At 51.9% G+C, this 18698-nt stretch carries 16 protein-coding genes and 2 tRNA genes; 12 read left to right on the top strand and 6 right to left on the bottom strand.

What is annotated here, in order from left to right; genetic code table 11:
• Positions 1–15: 15 nt before the first annotated feature.
• From O9K67_RS09340 to fadK, 3 genes are all read left to right on the top strand, one after another.
• A complete protein-coding gene (locus O9K67_RS09340) occupies positions 16–1305 on the top strand; it encodes an FAD-dependent oxidoreductase (RefSeq protein WP_061494244.1) in 1290 nt (429 codons plus the stop codon).
• On the top strand, positions 1302–1595 hold the full coding sequence (locus tag O9K67_RS09335) for a ferredoxin family protein (protein WP_061494243.1): 294 nt from the start codon (positions 1302–1304) through the stop codon (positions 1593–1595). The genes O9K67_RS09340 and O9K67_RS09335 overlap by 4 nt, the downstream gene beginning before the upstream one ends.
• Before the next feature lie 93 nt (positions 1596–1688).
• Entirely contained in the window at positions 1689–3356 is a 1668-nt protein-coding gene (gene fadK / locus O9K67_RS09330; RefSeq protein ID WP_061494242.1) for a medium-chain fatty-acid--CoA ligase, read from the top strand.
• A gap of 65 nt (positions 3357–3421) precedes the next feature.
• On the opposite strand, the gene shiA is transcribed toward fadK, so the two are convergent.
• Both shiA and O9K67_RS09320 read right to left on the bottom strand, forming a co-directional pair.
• The gene (shiA, locus tag O9K67_RS09325) at positions 3422–4741 is read right to left on the bottom strand and encodes a shikimate transporter (RefSeq protein WP_061494241.1); all 1320 of its coding nucleotides are present in this window, start codon (positions 4739–4741) and stop codon (positions 3422–3424) included.
• A 225-nt stretch (positions 4742–4966) separates the two neighbouring features.
• Positions 4967–5884: a LysR family transcriptional regulator gene (locus O9K67_RS09320; RefSeq protein ID WP_061494240.1), complete on the bottom strand. Its 918-nt coding sequence runs from the start codon at positions 5882–5884 to the stop codon at positions 4967–4969.
• 149 nt (positions 5885–6033) lie between these two features.
• On the opposite strand from O9K67_RS09320, the gene O9K67_RS09315 reads away from it, so the two are divergent.
• The 6 genes from O9K67_RS09315 (at position 6034) to O9K67_RS09290 (ending at position 11747) form a co-directional block, all read left to right on the top strand.
• Positions 6034–6804 carry a 5-oxoprolinase subunit PxpA gene (locus O9K67_RS09315; protein WP_271044651.1) on the top strand — a complete coding sequence of 257 codons (771 nt, stop codon included), beginning with the start codon at positions 6034–6036 and terminating at the stop codon, positions 6802–6804.
• A gap of 26 nt (positions 6805–6830) precedes the next feature.
• Positions 6831–7082, top strand: coding sequence for an acetyl-CoA carboxylase (locus O9K67_RS09310; protein ID WP_061494239.1), 252 nt, complete (start codon positions 6831–6833; stop codon positions 7080–7082).
• Between the two features lie 16 nt (positions 7083–7098).
• A complete protein-coding gene (locus O9K67_RS09305) occupies positions 7099–8499 on the top strand; it encodes an acetyl-CoA carboxylase biotin carboxylase subunit (protein ID WP_061494238.1) in 1401 nt (466 codons plus the stop codon).
• Positions 8489–9379 carry a 5-oxoprolinase subunit B family protein gene (locus O9K67_RS09300; RefSeq protein ID WP_061494237.1) on the top strand — a complete coding sequence of 297 codons (891 nt, stop codon included), beginning with the start codon at positions 8489–8491 and terminating at the stop codon, positions 9377–9379. The genes O9K67_RS09305 and O9K67_RS09300 overlap by 11 nt, the downstream gene beginning before the upstream one ends.
• Positions 9360–10340, top strand: a complete 981-nt coding sequence (locus O9K67_RS09295) for a 5-oxoprolinase subunit C family protein (RefSeq protein ID WP_061494236.1) — start codon at positions 9360–9362, stop codon at positions 10338–10340. The genes O9K67_RS09300 and O9K67_RS09295 overlap by 20 nt, the downstream gene beginning before the upstream one ends.
• 63 nt (positions 10341–10403) lie before the next feature.
• Positions 10404–11747 (top strand): purine-cytosine permease family protein, encoded by a 1344-nt coding sequence (locus tag O9K67_RS09290; RefSeq protein WP_061494235.1) that lies wholly within the window; start codon positions 10404–10406, stop codon positions 11745–11747.
• A gap of 61 nt (positions 11748–11808) precedes the next feature.
• Here the strand turns inward: O9K67_RS09290 and O9K67_RS09285 are convergent.
• The 3 genes from O9K67_RS09285 to O9K67_RS24740 all read right to left on the bottom strand — a co-directional run bounded on the left by O9K67_RS09285 (position 11809) and on the right by O9K67_RS24740 (position 13610).
• Positions 11809–11884 (bottom strand) — tRNA-Asn (locus tag O9K67_RS09285).
• An 80-nt stretch (positions 11885–11964) separates the two neighbouring features.
• A complete protein-coding gene (locus O9K67_RS09280) occupies positions 11965–13440 on the bottom strand; it encodes an EmmdR/YeeO family multidrug/toxin efflux MATE transporter (RefSeq protein WP_148654700.1) in 1476 nt (491 codons plus the stop codon).
• Between the two features lie 74 nt (positions 13441–13514).
• Complete coding sequence (locus tag O9K67_RS24740) at positions 13515–13610, bottom strand: DUF5951 family protein (RefSeq protein WP_369407387.1); 96 nt, start codon at positions 13608–13610, stop codon at positions 13515–13517.
• A gap of 6 nt (positions 13611–13616) precedes the next feature.
• Between O9K67_RS24740 and O9K67_RS09275 the strand changes: the two genes are divergently transcribed.
• Together O9K67_RS09275 and O9K67_RS09270 are read left to right on the top strand one after the other, a co-directional pair.
• Positions 13617–13692: transfer RNA gene (locus O9K67_RS09275), tRNA-Asn, on the top strand.
• Positions 13693–13872: 180 nt separating this feature from the next.
• Positions 13873–15147 carry a tyrosine-type recombinase/integrase gene (locus tag O9K67_RS09270; protein ID WP_061494233.1) on the top strand — a complete coding sequence of 425 codons (1275 nt, stop codon included), beginning with the start codon at positions 13873–13875 and terminating at the stop codon, positions 15145–15147.
• A 46-nt stretch (positions 15148–15193) separates the two neighbouring features.
• On the opposite strand, the gene O9K67_RS09265 is transcribed toward O9K67_RS09270, so the two are convergent.
• Entirely contained in the window at positions 15194–16582 is a 1389-nt protein-coding gene (locus tag O9K67_RS09265; RefSeq protein WP_032186492.1) for a hypothetical protein, read from the bottom strand.
• A gap of 194 nt (positions 16583–16776) precedes the next feature.
• Here O9K67_RS09265 and O9K67_RS09260 point away from each other — a divergent pair, with 194 nt between their 5' ends.
• Complete coding sequence (locus O9K67_RS09260) at positions 16777–18690, top strand: site-specific DNA-methyltransferase (protein WP_061494232.1); 1914 nt, start codon at positions 16777–16779, stop codon at positions 18688–18690.
• Positions 18691–18698 lie beyond the last annotated feature (8 nt).

The raw sequence follows: 18698 nt of genomic DNA, 5'->3' as shown, positions 1-18698 counted from the left end.
AAGGGAGCATAACGCATGTCGGATGAAAGATTTGATGCCATCGTGGTTGGCGCGGGCGTGGCGGGAACGGTGGCCGCCTATGTGATGGCTAAAGCCGGGCTGGATGTGCTGGTTATCGAGCGCGGTAACAGCGCAGGCAGTAAGAACATGACCGGAGGCAGGCTTTACGCACACAGTATTGAGCGCATCATGCCTGGCTTCGCGCAGAACGCGCCGATTGAGCGAACGGTGACCCGCGAGAAAATCTCCTTTTTGACCGAAGAAAACGCCGTCACCCTCGACTTTCAACGGGAAAAACCCGCCCTCCCCGCGCAGGCCTCTTACTCGGTGCTGCGCAACCGGCTTGATCCATGGTTGATGGAGCAGGCGGAACAGGCAGGCGCGCAGTTTATTCCGGGCGTACGGGTGGACGCGTTGATCCGCGAAGGCAACCGGGTCACCGGTGTGCAGGCGGGCGATGACATTCTTGAGGCCAATGTGGTTATCCTGGCGGACGGCGTTAACTCTCTGTTGGGCCGTTCGCTAGGCATGGTACCCGCCCCCTCGCCACACCACTATGCCGTGGGGGTGAAGGAGTTGATCGGCTTGCCCACAGCGCACATTAACGATCGGTTTAACCTCGAGGGGAATGAGGGCGCAGCGTGGCTGTTTGCCGGTTCGCCATCGGATGGCCTGATGGGCGGCGGATTCCTGTATACCAACCGTGATTCGGTCTCTATTGGTCTGGTGTGCGGGCTCGGCGATATCGGCCAGGCAAGGAAAAGCGTGCCGCAGATGCTGGAAGATTTTAAACAGCACCCCGCCATTCGCCCGCTGATTCAGGGCGGTAAATTACTGGAGTACTCCGCACATATGGTACCGGAAGGCGGTCTGGCAATGGTGCCGCAACTGGTGAGTGACGGCGTGATGATCGTGGGTGACGCCGCCGGTTTCTGTCTCAATCTGGGTTTTACCGTGCGCGGCATGGACCTGGCCATTGCCTCAGCCGAGGCGGCGGCCAACACCGCCATCGCGGCAAAACGTCAGCAGGATTTCTCTGCGCACGCATTGTCGGACTATAAACGCGCGCTGGAGCAGAGCGTGGTGATGCGTGATATGCAGCACTTCCGTAAGCTCCCGGCACTCATGGAAAACCCGCGTCTGTTTACCCAGTATCCACACATGGTGGCAGACATCATGAACGATATGTTTACCGTTGATGGCCGGCCGAACCAGCCGATGCGCAAAATGATGATGTCCCATATGAAGAAAATCGGACTAATGAATTTACTGAAAGATGGCATCAAAGGGGCGACCGCATTATGAGTCAGGAAAACAGCGTTAATGTTGACGTCAAACTGGGCGTCAATAAATTCCATGTCGATGAGGGCCATCCGCACATTATTCTGGCTGATAACCCCGATATGGCTGAGTTTCGCAAATTACTTAACGCCTGCCCGGCCAACCTCTACAAGCAGGATGCGGATGGCAACATCCATTTTGACTGCGCCGGTTGCCTTGAATGCGGCACCTGCCGCGTGCTGTGTGGGGAGACCATTCTCGACAAATGGACCTACCCGGTGGGTACGTTCGGCGTCGACTTCCGCTACGGCTGAGTCCCCAATACTGCCTGAAATTCGCGAAAGGACATCCGCTCACGATGTCCTTCCTGTTCGCACGTTTAACGGTTTATTGACTGAGAAGAGTTCATGAGCGTCACGATAACGTTTAATGCTGAACGTCGGGAAGCGTACCGACGGCAAGGTTTTTGGGGCGATGCATCGCTGGGAGATTACTGGCACCAGACCCTACGCGCCATGCCAGATAAAGTCGCCGTGGTGGATAACCACGGCGCGTCTTATACCTACGCGGCGCTTGATCACGCCGCAAGTTGTCTGGCGACATGGTTGTTGAACAACGGTATTCAGCCTGGCGATCGCGTGGCATTCCAGCTTCCTGGCTGGTGCGAATTTACCGTGATTTATCTGGCCTGCCTGAAAACCGGCGCGGTTTCCGTGCCGTTGCTGCCTGCGTGGCGGGAAGCGGAACTGGTGTGGGTGTTAAACAAATGCCAGGCGAAAATTTTCTTTGCCCCTACCCTGTTTAAACAGAGCCGCCCGGTGGATCTGATCCTGCCGCTGCAAAACCAGTTACCCGGCTTACAGCGCATTGTTGGTGTGGATAAACTGGCTCCGGCGACAACCACGCTCAGCTTCCACCAGCTACTGCAAGATAACGCCCCGCTCGCCGCACCACGCCAGGTGCACGGCGATGCACTTGCCGCCGTGCTGTTTACCTCCGGCACCGAGGGGATGCCAAAAGGCGTGATGCTGACGCACAACAATATTCTCGCCAGCGAGCGGGCATACTGCGCGCGGCTGAATCTGACCTGGCAGGATGTGTTTATGATGCCTGCCCCGCTGGGGCACGCCACAGGTTTTCTGCACGGTGTCACCGCGCCGTTTCTGATTGGCGCACGCAGCGTGTTGCTGGACATCTTTACGCCGTCCGCCTGCCTTACGATGCTGGAGCAACAGCGTTGCACCTGCATGCTCGGTGCGACACCGTTCGTTTATGACATTCTGTGCGCGATAGAAAAGCAGCCAGCCGATCTCTCGTCACTACGTTTCTTTCTCTGCGGTGGAACCACTATCCCGAAAAAAGTGGCGCAGGGTTGCCAGCAATTAGGGATCGCGCTGCTAAGTATTTATGGTTCGACGGAAAGTTCGCCCCACGCGCTGGTCAATCTTGACGATACTCCCTCACGAATGATGAATACCGATGGTTATGCCGCAGCCGGAGTGGAAATTAAAGTGGTGGATGAGTCGCGTAAAACGCTGCCGCGCGGAATGGAAGGAGAAGAGGCGTCACGCGGACCCAATGTGTTTATGGGGTATCTCGGTGAGCCGGAGCTGACCGCCCGCGCGCTGGATAAAGAAGGCTGGTATTACAGCGGCGATCTCTGCCGCATGGACGATGCGGGGTATATCAGCATTACCGGGCGTAAAAAAGATATCATCGTGCGCGGCGGCGAGAACATCAGTAGCCGCGAAGTGGAAGACGTGCTGTTGCAGCATCCAGCCATTGAAGATGCCTGCGTGGTCGCCATGCCGGATGAGCGGCTGGGCGAGCGCTCATGCGCTTATGTCGTGCTGAAAGTGCCAGGGCACCCCCTGCCGCTGGCGGACGTGGTGGCGTTTTTCAGCCGTAAGCGGATGGCGAAGTATAAATACCCGGAACGCATCGTCATCGTGGATAAACTGCCCAGAACATCCTCCGGCAAGATCAAAAAATTCCTGCTGCGCCAGGACATTATCCGGCGGCTGAGCAACGAGAACGAATGCAGCAGCCCGGCGCGGCGCTACTCACATTCGTAGACGCGCGGCGGTCGAATCTGCCGGTCTGCTGGCCTACCCCCATCAGATCGGCAAACCACCCGGCATTATTTGGGCTGCGGTGTTTTCATTAACATCGCCGTCAGGGCAGAAAGCAGACACCCTACCATCAGATAAATCGCCACCGAATGCCACTCACCGCCGGAGAAGGTTAACAATGCGGCGGCAATAAACGGCGTAAACCCACCGCCCACCACGCTGGCGACCTGGTAACCCACACCCGCGCCACTGTAGCGATAACCCGCACCGAACATTTCAGTGAACATCGGCTGTTGCACGCAGACCACCATATCGTGGGCGATATTGGCCAGCATCAACGAGAAAATCACCACACCGAGGATCGATCGCGCCTCCAGCGCCATAAAGAACGGAAACGCGCTCAACGCGCCCAGCAACGCGCCGGTAATATAGACGCGTCGCCGGCCGTAGCGGTCCGCCATCCACGCGAACAGCGGAATAGTCAGGCAGCTGATTCCGCCAACCAGCAGGCCAATATTGAGAAACAACTCGCGCGGTAACCCGAGGTTCTGCGTCGAGTAGTTAAGCGCAAAGGCCGTGACGATATACATCGTCAGCAGTTCACACAGGCGCAGAGCGATAATTTTTAAAAATGCAGCCGGGTGACGCACCAGCGCTTCAAACACCGGCAGACGTTTTTTCTCACCCGTTGATTGCTGTGCCTGCGCGTGCTCAAACTCGGCGGACTCTTCCATACCATTGCGCACCCACAGCGCACCCAGCACCAGCACAATGCTGAACAGGAACGGCAAACGCCAGCCCCAGCTCAGGAACTGCGCATCGGTGGTCAGACTGCTGATTAACGACACCAGCCCGGTGGAAAGCAGCAGGCCAACGCCATACCCCACCTGCACACCGCTACTGTAGAAAGCTTTTTTACCGTTGGGCGCACTTTCCACCGCCAGCAGCGCCGCACCGCCCCATTCGCCACCGACAGCAAAGCCCTGAAGCGCACGGAGGATCACCAGCAGCGTGGGAGCCCACCAACCGATGGTGGTAAATGACGGCAAAATACCAATACAGGCGGTGGCGATGCCCATCATCCAGACGGTCATCATCAACATCCGTTTGCGTCCCAGACGATCGCCAAAATGGCCGAAGATAATGCCGCCCAGCGGACGGAACAAGAAACCGACGCCAAAGGTGGCGAAGGCGGCGAGCGTGCCCATCGCCGGATCGATCTGCGGGAAAAACTCGCGGTTAAACACCAGCGCCGCGGTAATGCCGTAGAGCAGAAAATCGTACCAGTCGACTACCGCGCCGGCAAAGCTGCCCCAGGCAGCACGGCGGGCGCGGTGAAGTGAAGGTGTCTCCTCGTTGGGGCGGGGGGTAATGAGCGTGGAGTCCATAGTTGTCCTGTCCGTTCCTAATCTCAATTTTTATAGTTATGTATTGCGGGAAAAGATTACTCACATCGTACGCAGCAAAATAAAAGCCGCACCTGAGACTACAGCGACAAGCGGCGAGAGAAAACCCTTTTACGGGGCGACGGGCATGAATGGGGAATTTAACTCAGGGAAAGCGGATGCATAGAACATTATCCGGTGAAGCCTGCAAACAGGAGCAGAGAGAGGTTAACGCCGCACCATAGTGATCTGCTGTGTGACGAATGCACTGCGGAAATATTCACGCAGCGCCGCCATCGCTGGGGTAAAACGGGCATCATAGCGCCACGCCAGACCGACGCTCATCGGATGCACATTATTAACCAGCGAACGGGTCTCAATGCGCCGCCCCTCCAGCGACCACGGCCGATAAACCAGGTCTGATAAGATGGTAACGCCCGAACCGTTGGCGACCATACTGCGTACCGCCTCAACGGAGCTGGTGCGTAGGATGACGCCAGGACTCGCCCCGGCCTCTTCCCAGTAGCGCATGGCGCTGTCTGCCGCTTCATCAACGGTGAGCATAATAAAGGGTTCATCGGCCACATCCGCCAGCGTCACCTGCGATTTTTCGCATAACGGGTGGCGCGATGGCAGCCACAACCGGCGCGTTGAGTTAAACAGGGTTTCGGCATAAATCGACTGATGGCGCAAATTACCGGTCAACACCAATGCCATATCCAGCGTCTGGTCTATCAGACCCTGCTCAATATCCTGACGCTCATACTCGAATAGCTGGATATCAATGTGCGGGTAGTCCTGCATCAGCCGCTGAAGGTGAAACGGTAAAAAATAGCCAATCACGGTGTAACTTGCCGCCAGACGCAGCGTGCCGCGCACACCGGTATCGCTGACCGGCATACTGCGCACGGCATTTTCCACGGTCTGCAAAACGGTATAAGCATGATTGAGAAAGTGATTTCCGTAGTCCGTCAACATCATGCCATGCACCGAACGGGTAAACAGTTTCTTGCCCAGCAGCTGCTCCAACTCCTGAATAGCGCCCGTCACCGCCGACTGCGAAATATTGAGATGGACAGCGGCCAGCGAGATCTGCCCCATTTCAGCTGTGGCGACAAAATAACGGATCTGGCGTAGCGTCAGCATTGATTTGCCCTCTGATCATTTCATCGTAAATGTTCACAAATATGCGTTCTGTTTTTCTGATACCAGCGTATCTAAAAATACTACTTTCCGGATACAAATAAATATTCATATAGTGAATTAATGCTCCCCACCGGAAATAAGAAATTATTATGATGCGAACCGTAGATATCAACTCCGATATAGGAGAAAGTTTTGGACCATGGGTAATCGGCGACGGTGTTGACAATGAATTAATGACGATAATAAGTTCCGCCAATATTGCCGCTGGCTTTCATGCTGGCGACCCCAATATTATGCGCCGAACCGTTGAGGCAGCGAAAAAAAATGGCGTCGCGCTTGGCGCCCATCCCGGATTCCATGATTTACAGGGGTTTGGCCGCCGATATTTATCCATCCCAACAGAAGAACTGGTTAACGATATTATTTATCAGTTGGGGGCATTACGCGAATTCGCTCGTTTATATGCGTTGCCGTTGCAACATATAAAACCCCACGGCGCATTGTATATGTACCTGGCGCGGGATGAAGCGGCAGCACAGCATTTTGTCTCCATCCTGCATCAACTCGACGCCGAACTTTACCTCTACTGTATGGCGAACTCGGCGGTCTGGCAGGCAGCTCAACGGCTGGGACACCCGGTAATTACTGAGTTTTATGCCGACAGGGAGTATGACGATCACGGGTTTATCGTCTTCACCCGCAGCACGGGTCGCCTCAGCGTGCAGGCGATCACAGAGAAAGTGTTAATGGCCTGCCTGGAGGGGAAAGTGAAAACCGTGACCGGCAATATCATCCCTGTGCGTTTCGATTCAATTTGTATCCACAGTGATACACCTGGCGCACTGGAAATTATCAGTTCGGTAAAAAAGGCGCTGGTGAACAATGGCATTACCGTCTGTTCGCCGGTCGCACAGAAATAAGACCCGCTTATCTGGAGAAAAATACAATGTCTGATATTGAGGTTATTTCACCGTTGCCAGGTGTTTTTTATCGGCAGCCATCACCGGAAGCCCCACCCTTTGTTGAGGCCGGAGATAAAGTCACACCGGATACGGTAATTGGTTTAATTGAAGTCATGAAGCAGTTCAGCGAAATATTCGCCGAGACCCGAGGAACAATAACCGCCATCACCATACAAAATGGTGATGGCGTCGAACCCGGACAGGTTCTGGCCATAATAAAAACCGATAACGAATAAGCGCAGCGGAGGAGATATGGCGGGGAAAATAAAAAAACTCCTGGTTGCTAACCGTGGAGAAATCGCGGTGCGTATTATTCGTGCTGCGCAAACACTGGGGATCCCAACGGTAGCGGCTTGTAGCGAGGCTGACAGTGAAAGCCTCGCTGCCACTCTGGCCGATGAGGTGTGCATTATTGGCCCGGCGCCAGCTGCACGCAGTTATCTTAATATCAACGCACTACTGGAAGCCGCAGCACAAAGCGGCGCGAATGCTATTCATCCCGGTTATGGTTTCTTGTCGGAAAACGCCCAGTTTGCCGAGCGGGTGGAACAGGCCGGGTATATTTTCGTCGGACCGGATGCGCAAACCATCCGTGTGATGGGGGATAAAGCCGCCGCGCGCCGCACTGCAGCAGACGCGGGCGTACCTGTTGTGCCGGGCTCACGGGTGCTGGAAACGGTGCAGGCGGCGCAGATTCGTGCCGGAGAAATCGGTTATCCCTGTCTGATTAAAGCGGCCGCTGGCGGCGGTGGGCGCGGGATCCGCGTGGTCGAGGATGACGAGGCGCTGGCGCGTGAATTCCCTGTCGCTCAGAGTGAATCGAAAGCCGCGTTTGGCTCCAGCGCCGTCTACCTCGAGCGGTTTATCGCTCGCGCACGGCATATCGAAGTGCAGATCTTGGGTGATGGTGAACAGGTGATCCACCTGTTTGATCGCGAATGTTCGTTGCAGCGCCGTCGGCAGAAAATCTTTGAGGAAGCCCCCTCGCCCGCCCTGCGTCCTGACCAGCGTGCCGCGCTTTGTGACAGCGCGGTGCAACTGGCACGGCACTTACGCTACCGCGGTGCAGGCACGCTGGAATATCTGTTTGATGAAACGCGCGGCGAGTTCTGGTTCATCGAAATGAATACCCGTATCCAGGTGGAGCATCCGGTGACTGAAATGGTGACGGGCGTCGATCTGGTGCAATGGATGCTGCGTATTGCCAACGGTGAGTCGCTGACACTGGCGCAGTCGGATGTCCGTCTGAGCGGTAGTGCCTGCGAAATGCGCATTAACGCCGAAGATCCTGAGAAGAATTTCTTTCCCTGCCCGGGGCTAATAGACGGCGTAGTGTGGCCGGGAGGCGAAGGGATCCGCATCGACAGCCATGTTTTCAGCGGCTACCGCGTTCCGCCCTGGTATGACTCCTTACTGGCCAAAGTGATCGCCTGGGGCGCGGACCGTCCCCAGGCACTGGCTCGCGCACGCCAGGCGCTCGATACCCTTGAACTTCGTGGCATCAAAACCACCGCGCCGCTTCATCAATGGCTGCTGCAACATCCGAAATTGCTGGCGGGTGAATTCACCACCACCACCCTCGAGCAGTGGCTTGCGGAACGCGACCGTGCCTCATCGGCTCAGATACAGGAGATCCGTCGCTATGGTCAGTAACCCGATTCGCTACTCGTTTGGCGGAGATGAGCACCTCTTTGCCGAAATTGAAGAGTCCATGTCGTTAAGCGCGTTTTTCCGCGGTCTGACGCTGACACGGGCGCTGGAAGCATGCCAGCTTCCCGGCGTACTGGATATTTGCCTTGCTAACGCCTCTTTCCAGGTGCGTTTCAACCCGGATGAACTCCCGCCCGACACCCTGCTTGCCAGACTACAGACGCTGGAGGCCGACAGTGACGGCGACAGCACGCTGGCGACGCGCATTATTGAAGTCCCGGTGCTGTACAACGACCCATGGACACACGAGACGTTAATGCGTTTTCGCGATCGTCACCAGGCGCCGGAAGGAAGCGACCTCGATTATGCCGCACACATCAATGGTTATACGGATAAAGATGCGTTCATTGCCGCACACAGCGGGACGCCATGGTTCGTGTCGATGGTGGGTTTTGTTGCCGGGCTGCCGTTTATGTATCAGATGGTCGGGCAGGAAAAACAGTTGCAAGTGCCAAAATACTTGCGCCCACGTACTGATACACCGGGTTTGTCTCTCGGTCATGGCGGCTGTTTCGGCTGTATCTACTCCGTGCGAGGCGCGGGGGGATACCAGTTGTTTGGCATCACACCGATGCCCATTTACGACCCGGCGCAGCGTCTGCCGTATCTGCAAAGCGAAATGGTGTTTTTCAAAGCGGGAGACATTGTTCAGTTTCGGGCGATCGACCGCCAGACCTATGACGACATCCGTGAACAGGTGAAAAACGGCGTATTTTCTCCGCGCATTCGCGATGTGACGTTTGTGCTTGCCGACTTTCTTGACGATCCACAGGGTTATCCGCAGCAGTTGAAAAGGGGGCTGTATGACCATCAATGTGATTAAGCCCGGCCTTGCCACCACAGTGCAGGATAGAGGGCGTGAAGGGTATTACCACCTCGGGATACCGCCCTCCGGTGCGCTGGATCCCTACTCGATGCAGATGGCGAATCTGTTGGTGGGAAACGCGGTGGATGATGCCGTGCTGGAGATGACGCTGCTGGGGCCGGAGCTCCATTTTTCCGTCGACGCGCTGGTGGCTGTGTGCGGCGCGTCGATGACGCCGATTATCGACAATCAACCGGCCGCTGCGCACACCGCGTTGTATATCCGCGCCGGGCAACATTTGCGCTTTGCGTCTGCGCGCCAGGGATGCCGTGGCTACCTGGCTATCGCTGGCGGCATTGATGTGCCGCGCGTCCTGGGTAGTCGCTCAACCTATACGCTGGGTGCGCTGGGAGGTTTTCAGGGGCGTCGGCTGGCGGCGGGTGACGTGTTAAACACTCACCCGGTCAACGAAGCGCGTTCCCGCCGGGAAGGTAACACCGTTCCCGACGCGTTACTGCCGGTACTGGAGAAATCCGTCACCCTGCGATTGGTGCCGGGTCTCTATATTCATCGCCTGACCCCAGCGGCAGTAGACACATTCTTTGCTGACAGCTGGCATGTGAGCACCGAAGCCGACCGGACAGGCTACCGCCTGAAGGGCGGACAACCCCTGGCGTTCACGCCGCGGACGCCGCCGTTTGGCGCGGGCTCCGATCCTTCCAATATTGTCGATGCCTGTTACCCGATTGGCTCGGTGCAGGTGCCGGGAGGAGTGGAACCGATTGTTCTGCTGCGCGATGCGGTGTCGGGCGGCGGTTATATGACACTGGGGACGGTTATCAGCCCCGATCTTGCCATTCTTGGTCAGCTACAGCCGAATCAACACGTTCGCTTTATGCCCGTCACGCTGGAGGAGGCGCTGGTTGCCCGCCGTCAGTCTCAGCAGCGGCTGGCGCAGTTAGCGAACGCGTTGCGTTAACCCTGCCAGGGGCATCGCCCCATGGCGTCACTCTTTGGTTATTGCGTGTTTCAGGAGGTTGCTATGGCTTCAGCTCCACAATCCCGCGCTGCGGATAATGTTGATCGGTCAGCGCTGCCGGAACCGGTGCGCATGGGAAAACTCTCCCTCACGATGGCCTGGTGGGCGGTGTGCAGCGCCGTGTTTTACATAGTGGTTGGCGCGTCTCTGGCACTGACCTACGGCGCGGTTAACGCCATTATTGGGATGGCATTATCCGTTGTTTCATACGGTTTGATTAACAGCGTTATCAGTCGTTTCGCCATCCGTAGCGGTTTGTCTGTCGCCCAGTTCTCACGCCGCCTGTTCGGGCGTATGGGCGCATCACTGGCGACGCTGATCTTCTTCTCCACGGCCATTTATTACGCCGTGTTTGAAGGCTCCGTTATCGCCTTTGCCATTAACCATCTCTTTCCGGGCGTGGTCTACTGGGCGGCGGCAGCGCTGGTGGTGCTTTACAGCGTGCCACTGATTTTCGGCAGCGTTCAGCACTGGCTGGATAAATTTAACGGCGTACTGCTGCCGTTCTATCTACTGGGGTTACTGGCGACGATCGTCGTTTCGGTGATGCACTACGGCTACCAGGCAAACTGGCTCCAGTATGGCCCGGCCAATCCTTCTCCGTGGGGCTGGTGGAACTGCTTCACCTATTACATGGGCGTCTGGGTATTAATGATGTATACCTTCGATTATGCCCGGTTTGGTCGCGAAGAAGACAGTAAGTACCACGCACGTTTCAACTTCGGCATGCCGTTCTATCTGGTCACGTTTTTCCTCAATGGCGTGGCGGGTATTTACCTCGCCAGCAGCCTTCGCGATGCCGGGGCACTCAGCGAAACTGCGGTAGTTGTCGCGATTTTAAACCTGCTGGGGATAGCCGGGTTGGGATTTGTTTGGGTAACGCAGACGCGAATTAATACCGCCAACTATTATCTCGCCACCGTCAATATGCAGGTCTTTTTCCACAGTTTGTTTAACCTGAAGTTGCCCAAGCTTGTCTGGGCATGCGTGGTAGGTGGGGTGGTGTATATCCTGATGCTGGCGGATGTGTTCGCCTGGTTGTTGCAAGCGCTGGCCTATCAGGGTGTTTTCGTGGTGGCCTGGGTGGGCGTGGCATTGGCAGGAATTGCCCATAACGTGCCGCCCGATCACGAACACGTCGCCATCAATCCCGTGGGGGTGGGTGCGTGGTTTATCAGCGTGGCGCTGGGGATTGTATTAATGCATGGACCCGCCTCATTCGCCGCGTTTTCGGCAGTGGCCACGTTTGTCTCCGCCTGCGGTTTATACACGCTCTTTAGCCAGTGGGCGCGGGTGAGCGTCAATAAACTGCCGAAGCCCCGACGTCCGGCCAGCGTTCGCCGCTGATCGATAATTGGCAGTACAGTAGAAAAGCAAAAAGCCTGCTCGTAAGCAGGCTTCTTAAATTTGGCTCCTCTGACTGGACTCGAACCAGTGACATACGGATTAACAGTCCGCCGTTCTACCGACTGAACTACAGAGGAATCGTCTGAACGGGGCGAATATTAGCGGTGCCCCCTGCCCTTGTCAAAGCCTGAATTCACATTTCAGTGCGTTTGCCGAATTATTCTCCACTCTGTGCAGAAAGAGGGCGTTGCGCCGGCGTTTTCTGCGACTTCGGATACTTCCACAGCCAGCGCCCGCTGACCATACGCCAGTAAAACAACACGCCGCGCACCGCCCAGTCGAGGAACATCCCCAGCCAGACCCCGATGACGCCCATGCCGAGCATGATCCCCAGCACGTACCCCGCCACCACGCGGCAACCCCACATACCCAGCATCGACACCCACATAGCGAAACGGGCGTCACGTGCGCCTTTCAGCCCGGCAGGCAACACCCAGGAGGCCGCCCAGATTGGCATAAATGCAGCGTTAAGCCACAGAAGCACTTTAACCACCTCTTTTACATCTTCTTCCCGTGTGTAAAACGAGGCGAACAGCCCTGCAAAGGGTGCCGTCCCCCAGGCAATCGCCGTCAGAACAAGCGTTGAAAGCCAGAACACATGCCGCAGTTGCCGTTCCGCCTGCGCGATCTGCCCTTTGCCCAGCCGTTTGCCGGTGATAATGGTCGAGGCAGAACCGAGGGCGTTGCCCGGCAGGTTGATCAGTGCCGCCACCGAGAAGGCGATAAAGTTACCGGCGATGACGTTGGTGCCCATCCCGGCGACAAACATTTGCGTCAGCAGTTTGCCGCCGTTAAACAGCACAGACTCGATGCTGGCGGGAATGCCGATGCCCATCACTTCCCAGATAATGGCGAAGTTAAGTTTCTCGAAGTAACTTTTGAGCGAGATACGTAGCGCCGGGTTAAACCCAATCATCAGCACCCAGATAATCGCTACCGCACCAATATAACGGGAGACCGTCAGCCCCAGCCCTGCACCGGCGAAGCCCATGCCTTTCCAGCCAAACAGACCGTAAATCAACACGCTGCTGATCAGAATATTGAGGATGTTCATCCCGCCGTTAATCAGCAGCGGGATTTTGGTATTGCCCGCCCCCCGCAGCGCGCCGCTGCCGATAAGCGCAATGGCCGCCGCCGGGTAGCTAATGACAGTCAGTTCCAGGTAAGTCAGCGCCAGTGCTTTCACCTCCGGCGTGGCCGACCCGGCGATAAAATCAACAATTTGCGTGCCAAAGGTGTGGATAACCGCCGCCAGCACAATGGCAAATAAGGTCATGATAACCAGCGATTGCCGCGTGGCCGCCCTCGCCCTTTCCGCGTCGAGTTTACCGAGGCTAAAGGCCACGACGACCGTGGTACCCAGATCGATAGCCGCAAAAAAAGACATCACCACCATGTTGAAGCTGTCTGCCAGGCCAACACCCGCCATCGCTTCTTTACCTAACCAGCTCACAAGGAAAGTACTGAGCACGCCCATCATCAGGACGCAGGTGTTTTCCAGAAAGATAGGTACGGCAAGGGGGGTGATTTCTCGCCAGAGCAGGACACGGTAACTCTTACGCTTTTTGTACCAGGGGGTGCGCATGACAGCCTGGCGCAGGGTGGTGACGACGTTCAAAATTTTCCTTAGCACAAAGGGTGAAACCTCATTTCAAATAATGGGGGAGAAACCCTGATCCTGCAAAGCATTTCCTGAGAAATCGTTGCTTATTGCGGCAAACTGTCGAGGGAAGCAGCAGACAAACGCGCTGAGCTAAAATGAGGTTTGACAAATGTTTTTTCGCCGCTAAGATAAGCCTCCACAACGATTCCTCTGTAGTTCAGTCGGTAGAACGGCGGACTGTTAATCCGTATGTCACTGGTTCGAGTCCAGTCAGAGGAGCCATTTTCAAGAAAGCAGACGTTCACTAACGTCTGCTTTCTGCATTTCTATCAATTGGTTATCCCCTCTCAGTCGTTCACCCTCGTTCACTAAAAACCACTCGAAGCCATATCATTTTGATGGTAAAAATGCTGGTAATGCTGGTTCGATTTCCCTTTTACCAACAAATGAGGGGGTGTTTTCATGTCACTGACTGATATTAAAGCAAAAAATGCAAAACCCCTTGAGAAGGAATACAAGCTTACTGATGGCTTTGGTATGTTCCTTCGTGTTACCCCTAAAGGTTCGAAATACTGGCAAATGGCTTACCGCTTCGAAGGGAAACAAAAACTCTTCTCTATTGGTGTTTACCCTGCAGTTTCTCTTTCTGACGCAAGACAACGCCGTGACGAGGCCAGAAGGCTTCTGGCTCAGGGTATTGACCCTAATGCAAAGAAACAGGCAGAGGTTAAAGAGCTTAAAGCCAAACGTGATAATACACGCTCCTTCAGAACAGTAGCCAAAGCGTGGTTCTCCACGAAAACAAAATGGTCTGATGATTATGGTGATGCCGTATGGAAGCGCCTTGAAACTTATGTCTTCCCGGTAATCGGTGACAAAGATGTTGCCGAACTGGATACGGGTGATCTGCTGGTTCCGGTGAAAAAAGTTGAGGCTCTTGGTTATCTTGAAGTTGCCATGCGCATTCAACAATACATTACGGCAATCCTGCGTCATGCCGTCCAGCAAAAGCTGATACGCCATAACCCAGCCTATGATATGGAAGATGCAGTTCAGAAACCACAAACTGAACACCGCCCTGCACTTGAGCTGGAAGAAATACCCCAGCTACTGAACAAAATTGCCGAATACAAAGGCCGCAGGTTAACCATACTGGCAATACAGCTCAATCTGATGATTTTCATTCGTTCCAGTGAGCTTCGTTTCGCTCGCTGGTCTGAAATTGATTTCAAAAGTAAGTTATGGGTGATACCCGAACAGCGTGAAGCAATTGAAAACGTCAAACATTCGACTCGTGGTGCCAAAATGAAGCGTAAGCACTTCGTTCCCCTTTGTAAGCAAGCTATGAGGATACTAAAAGAGATCCGACAACTGACTTATGAAGAAGGCCATGATGATGGATTAATCTTCACTGGCTGTTATGACTCGTTTAAGCCCATGAGTGAAAACACCATCAACAAAGCTCTTCGCAATATGGGATATAACACGAAGCAGGACATCTGTGGACACGGTTTCCGCACTCTGGCCTGTAGTGCCTTAATTGAGTCCGGGCTATGGTCAGAAGACGCTGTAGAGCTTCAGATGAGCCATAAGGAAAGCAATAGTGTCCGGGCAGCTTATACCCACAAGGCTAAACACCTTGATCAACGCCGTCTGATGCTTCAGTGGTGGGCCGATTTCCTTGATGCTAACAGCAATCATATGGTCAGGCCGTTTGAGTTTGCTTCAAATAAATAAAGGGAAAGGCCGTTCGCGGCCTTTCAACTTCATGCTTAATTACACTCTATGCTGAATATGATACTGAATCTTTCTCTATCACTAAACCAGCGATTTTTTCCAGCATTATTTCCCAGAGTGCGTATTTTCTTTTGTGCTCAATAAACAGGGATTTTAAATACTCTTCTGTAGAAGGGATTTTTTCAGTCCATGTAATATCTTTACTGTAATCAATGCTTTTTTTCATATCAGATGCCGCATAGGTGTAGTATTTACTCTGAGAACGACTGATACTGTCCTCTGCCAGCACTCTACGGAGCAGAGTTGCAGAACATGCATAACCATGCCTGTAAAGCTCACTCGATAAGGTACGAACAAAAGAACCGCGTAATAAAGACATCATCTCTGCGATTTCATTTTCACTCGCATTCATGACTTCAGAATCAAGTTTTCCATAACTATCTGTCCCGGACAAGAAAAGAATAACAAACGGAAAGCCTTTGTTCTTTGCTATGCCAGAGAACAAATCCAGTGAGTCATTATTTTTCTCTACCCGATTATAGATATTATAAAAAATAACATCACACCTGTTCTTAAATCCGTCTATACAAATTGTTTTTGCCTGCTGAATCTCGCCTTCTTCAATCAACGCCAGAGCCAACACCTCAGTCCATTTATCACGAAGCCCTGCCTGATCAACTGATTTATCTTCTTTGATTTTATTGAGAACCTGAATGGCTTCCTCAGTGCACAGTTCATCAACCAGCAACTCAGCAAACTTAATGATGTATTCTGGCTGGTTCAGTTTTCTTTTCTCAAAGCATTGCCTGATGAAATCAACATCCCTGATGTACAGACTTAACTCAACAGCATAATTAACATCACCTGTCTTAAGAAGACTTTCCCTTAAAGCACGAATAACATTGTATCCCAGCTCTTTTTTATACTTATCAAAAATATCAAAGTTGAAATATACATCACCTTTAAGCACGGAAAGTATTTTATCCGCTATAACATCAATGCTTTTGTCTTTTTGTAGGGACAGGGATTTTAACCATGTTTCGACAGCACCATTATAATAGTCCATCCATGATCCATCTGATGTATCAGCAATTTCGCTGATTTTATCAAATGAGAGCAGTAAATCATGGCAAAACGCCTCGGTTTTTTCAGGCAGCGTTGATACCGTCTTTTCAAGTGGAAATATGACATTCCTGTATAGCCCCTCAAAAAAAACCGCTGCTTCATAATAATCATAAAAGCGTTTTGTTTTAATTACCCTTTTGTATTCAGCCTCAGCCTTTTTCAGTGATTCTTCTGGTGTTAACAGATATTTATTAATAATAAAGGATTTTGCCTGACCATTATTCTCTGCAATATCACAAATTATTTGCATGAGTTGATCGGCAGGCATTTCCTTGAGTAAAGCAAGTTGTTTCTTGTTCAGTTTAGCCATCATCACATCCTGATAATGTTTGGTAGACGCATAAAAGCTAATTGTACTAATACAAGGACAGGACATTCAATAAATGCATTAACATAATGATTTAAAAAGAAATCTGTAGCACACTGTTCATTGATGAAATGCACTATTTACCGTAAAATATCCCCCATCACACAGTAACCTGATACAGATACGTGGAATGGTCAATGAACAAACTTTCGCCTGAAATGCCCGAACTGCAATCAATGAATATCACTGCCGATAACATCACCAAGCTTAAATCATTGTTTCCTGAAGCCTTTAATGAAAACGGCATTGATTTTGACGTTTTAAAACAGCTTTTGGGTGAAAATGTAGACGAAAAAGAAGAACGCTATGGCCTGAACTGGCATGGTAAGCGTCAGGCTCGTCAGCTTGCTCTTACCCCTTCCCGTGGCACCTTACGCCCATGTAAAGATGAAAGCGTTGATTGGGATAACACCAAGAACCTCATGATCGAGGGTGATAACCTTGAAGTGTTAAAGCTTCTTCAAAAAAGTTATGCCGGAAAAGTGAAGCTTATTTACATCGATCCGCCTTACAATACCGGTAAAGATTTTGTCTATCCTGACAACTTCCAAGATAATATAAAAAATTATCTTGAAATTACTGGACAGACAGAAGACGGAGCACGTTTAAGCACAAATACAGAAACCAGTGGGCGTTATCATACAGACTGGTTAAATATGATTTACCCACGATTAAAGCTTGCTAGAAACTTGTTGAAAGAAGATGGGGTTATTTTCATATCAATAGATGATAGTGAACAAGCAAATTTGAAAAAAATATGCGATGAGATATTTGGCGAGGAAAACTTCCTTGCATGTATCGCATGGGAAAAAAGATATACTCGTAGTAATAATGCCAAAAGATTTTATTCATTAAAAGATTCAATCTTATGCTATAGGAAATCTGATGCATTAGAGTATGTTAAAGAAGCAAGAAATGAAAAATCAGACTCTAATTATAGCAATCCAGACAATGACATCAGAGGGGACTGGACAACATCTTCATACATAAACCCCGCAACCAAGGAACAGCGTCCAAATTTAGCCTATGAAATAACCAGACCATTAAATGGCGAACAAGTCACGCATCCAACTCATGCTTGGAAGTATAGTATAAATGAACATTTGAAACATGTTGATGAGAAAAGGTTGTGGTGGGGTAAAGATGGTACTGCACAGTACCCAAGATTGAAATTATTTTTATCTGAACAGACAGATGGTTTAGTGCCGATTGATTTATGGAGTTATAAAGATGCCGGAACTACTGATGAGGGAGGCAGTGAAATAAAAGCACTTTTTGATAAGGTTGTTTTTGACACACCAAAACCTAAAAAATTAATTAATAAAATGCTATCAATAGCAACCAACAATGAATCCAATGATATAGTTCTAGATTTTTTTTCAGGTTCAGGAACTACTGGACACGCGGTAATTGAGAAAAACACGGAAGATAATGGAAATCGTAAATTTATTTTAGTACAACTTCCTGAGATTTTATCTGAAGAAAATAGAGATCAGAAAGTAGCTGCTGATTTTTGCGATTCGATACTAAAACCTAAAACAATAGCCGAACTGACCAAAGAGCGCCTGCGTCGTGCAGGTAAAAAAGTTCGTGAAGACAATCCTGACTGGAATGGTGATGTCGGTTTTCGTGTGTTTAAACTCGATACATCTAATATCCGTCCGTGGGAAGCCTCTGCCGAAACCCTTTCAGAACAGATTGATGCCTATGTAAGCCCAATTCTTGAAGGCCGTAGTGAAGAAGATTTGCTCACAGAGTTGATGCTCAAACGTGGCATTGACCTGAGTGTAAACATTGAAACCCGTCAGTTTGATGGATTAACCGTTTCTTGTGTTGACGGTGGCAAATTGTTTACCTGCTTTACCAGTCAAATCCCAGCCTCTTGTGTTGAGGTACTAACCAAGGGGATCATCGACTGGCATAAGAGTTTAAAAGCTGGCAAAGATACTGTCTGCTATTTCCTTGATGACGCATTTGAAAATAACGTTGCTAAAACAAATCTTTGCGCCATTCTGGAACAACATGGCCTAACTAACCTGCACAGCCTGTAAGGGAATGA

Origin of the sequence: Kosakonia oryzendophytica, assembly GCF_027886705.1 — a bacterium.
In the GTDB taxonomy this organism is placed as follows: domain Bacteria; phylum Pseudomonadota; class Gammaproteobacteria; order Enterobacterales; family Enterobacteriaceae; genus Kosakonia; species Kosakonia oryzendophytica.
The sequence above is the reverse complement of the archived record's forward strand: the minus strand, read 5'-3'. Positions and strand labels throughout refer to the sequence as shown.

Excerpts from the sequence above, each read along its gene's own strand:
- O9K67_RS09305 (WP_061494238.1), top strand. The coding sequence starts at position 7,099 with ATGGCGGGGAAAATAAAAAAACTCCTGGTTGCTAACCGTGGAGAAATC.
- O9K67_RS09290 (WP_061494235.1), top strand. The coding sequence starts at position 10,404 with ATGGCTTCAGCTCCACAATCCCGCGCTGCGGATAATGTTGATCGGTCA.
- O9K67_RS09335 (WP_061494243.1), top strand. The coding sequence starts at position 1,302 with ATGAGTCAGGAAAACAGCGTTAATGTTGACGTCAAACTGGGCGTCAAT.
- shiA (WP_061494241.1), bottom strand. The coding sequence starts at position 4,741 with ATGGACTCCACGCTCATTACCCCCCGCCCCAACGAGGAGACACCTTCA.
- O9K67_RS09260 (WP_061494232.1), top strand. The coding sequence starts at position 16,777 with ATGAACAAACTTTCGCCTGAAATGCCCGAACTGCAATCAATGAATATC.
- O9K67_RS09265 (WP_032186492.1), bottom strand. The coding sequence starts at position 16,582 with ATGGCTAAACTGAACAAGAAACAACTTGCTTTACTCAAGGAAATGCCT.
- O9K67_RS09310 (WP_061494239.1), top strand. The coding sequence starts at position 6,831 with ATGTCTGATATTGAGGTTATTTCACCGTTGCCAGGTGTTTTTTATCGG.
- fadK (WP_061494242.1), top strand. The coding sequence starts at position 1,689 with ATGAGCGTCACGATAACGTTTAATGCTGAACGTCGGGAAGCGTACCGA.
- O9K67_RS09315 (WP_271044651.1), top strand. The coding sequence starts at position 6,034 with ATGATGCGAACCGTAGATATCAACTCCGATATAGGAGAAAGTTTTGGA.
- O9K67_RS09300 (WP_061494237.1), top strand. The coding sequence starts at position 8,489 with ATGGTCAGTAACCCGATTCGCTACTCGTTTGGCGGAGATGAGCACCTC.
- O9K67_RS09320 (WP_061494240.1), bottom strand. The coding sequence starts at position 5,884 with ATGCTGACGCTACGCCAGATCCGTTATTTTGTCGCCACAGCTGAAATG.
- O9K67_RS09270 (WP_061494233.1), top strand. The coding sequence starts at position 13,873 with ATGTCACTGACTGATATTAAAGCAAAAAATGCAAAACCCCTTGAGAAG.
- O9K67_RS09295 (WP_061494236.1), top strand. The coding sequence starts at position 9,360 with ATGACCATCAATGTGATTAAGCCCGGCCTTGCCACCACAGTGCAGGAT.
- O9K67_RS09340 (WP_061494244.1), top strand. The coding sequence starts at position 16 with ATGTCGGATGAAAGATTTGATGCCATCGTGGTTGGCGCGGGCGTGGCG.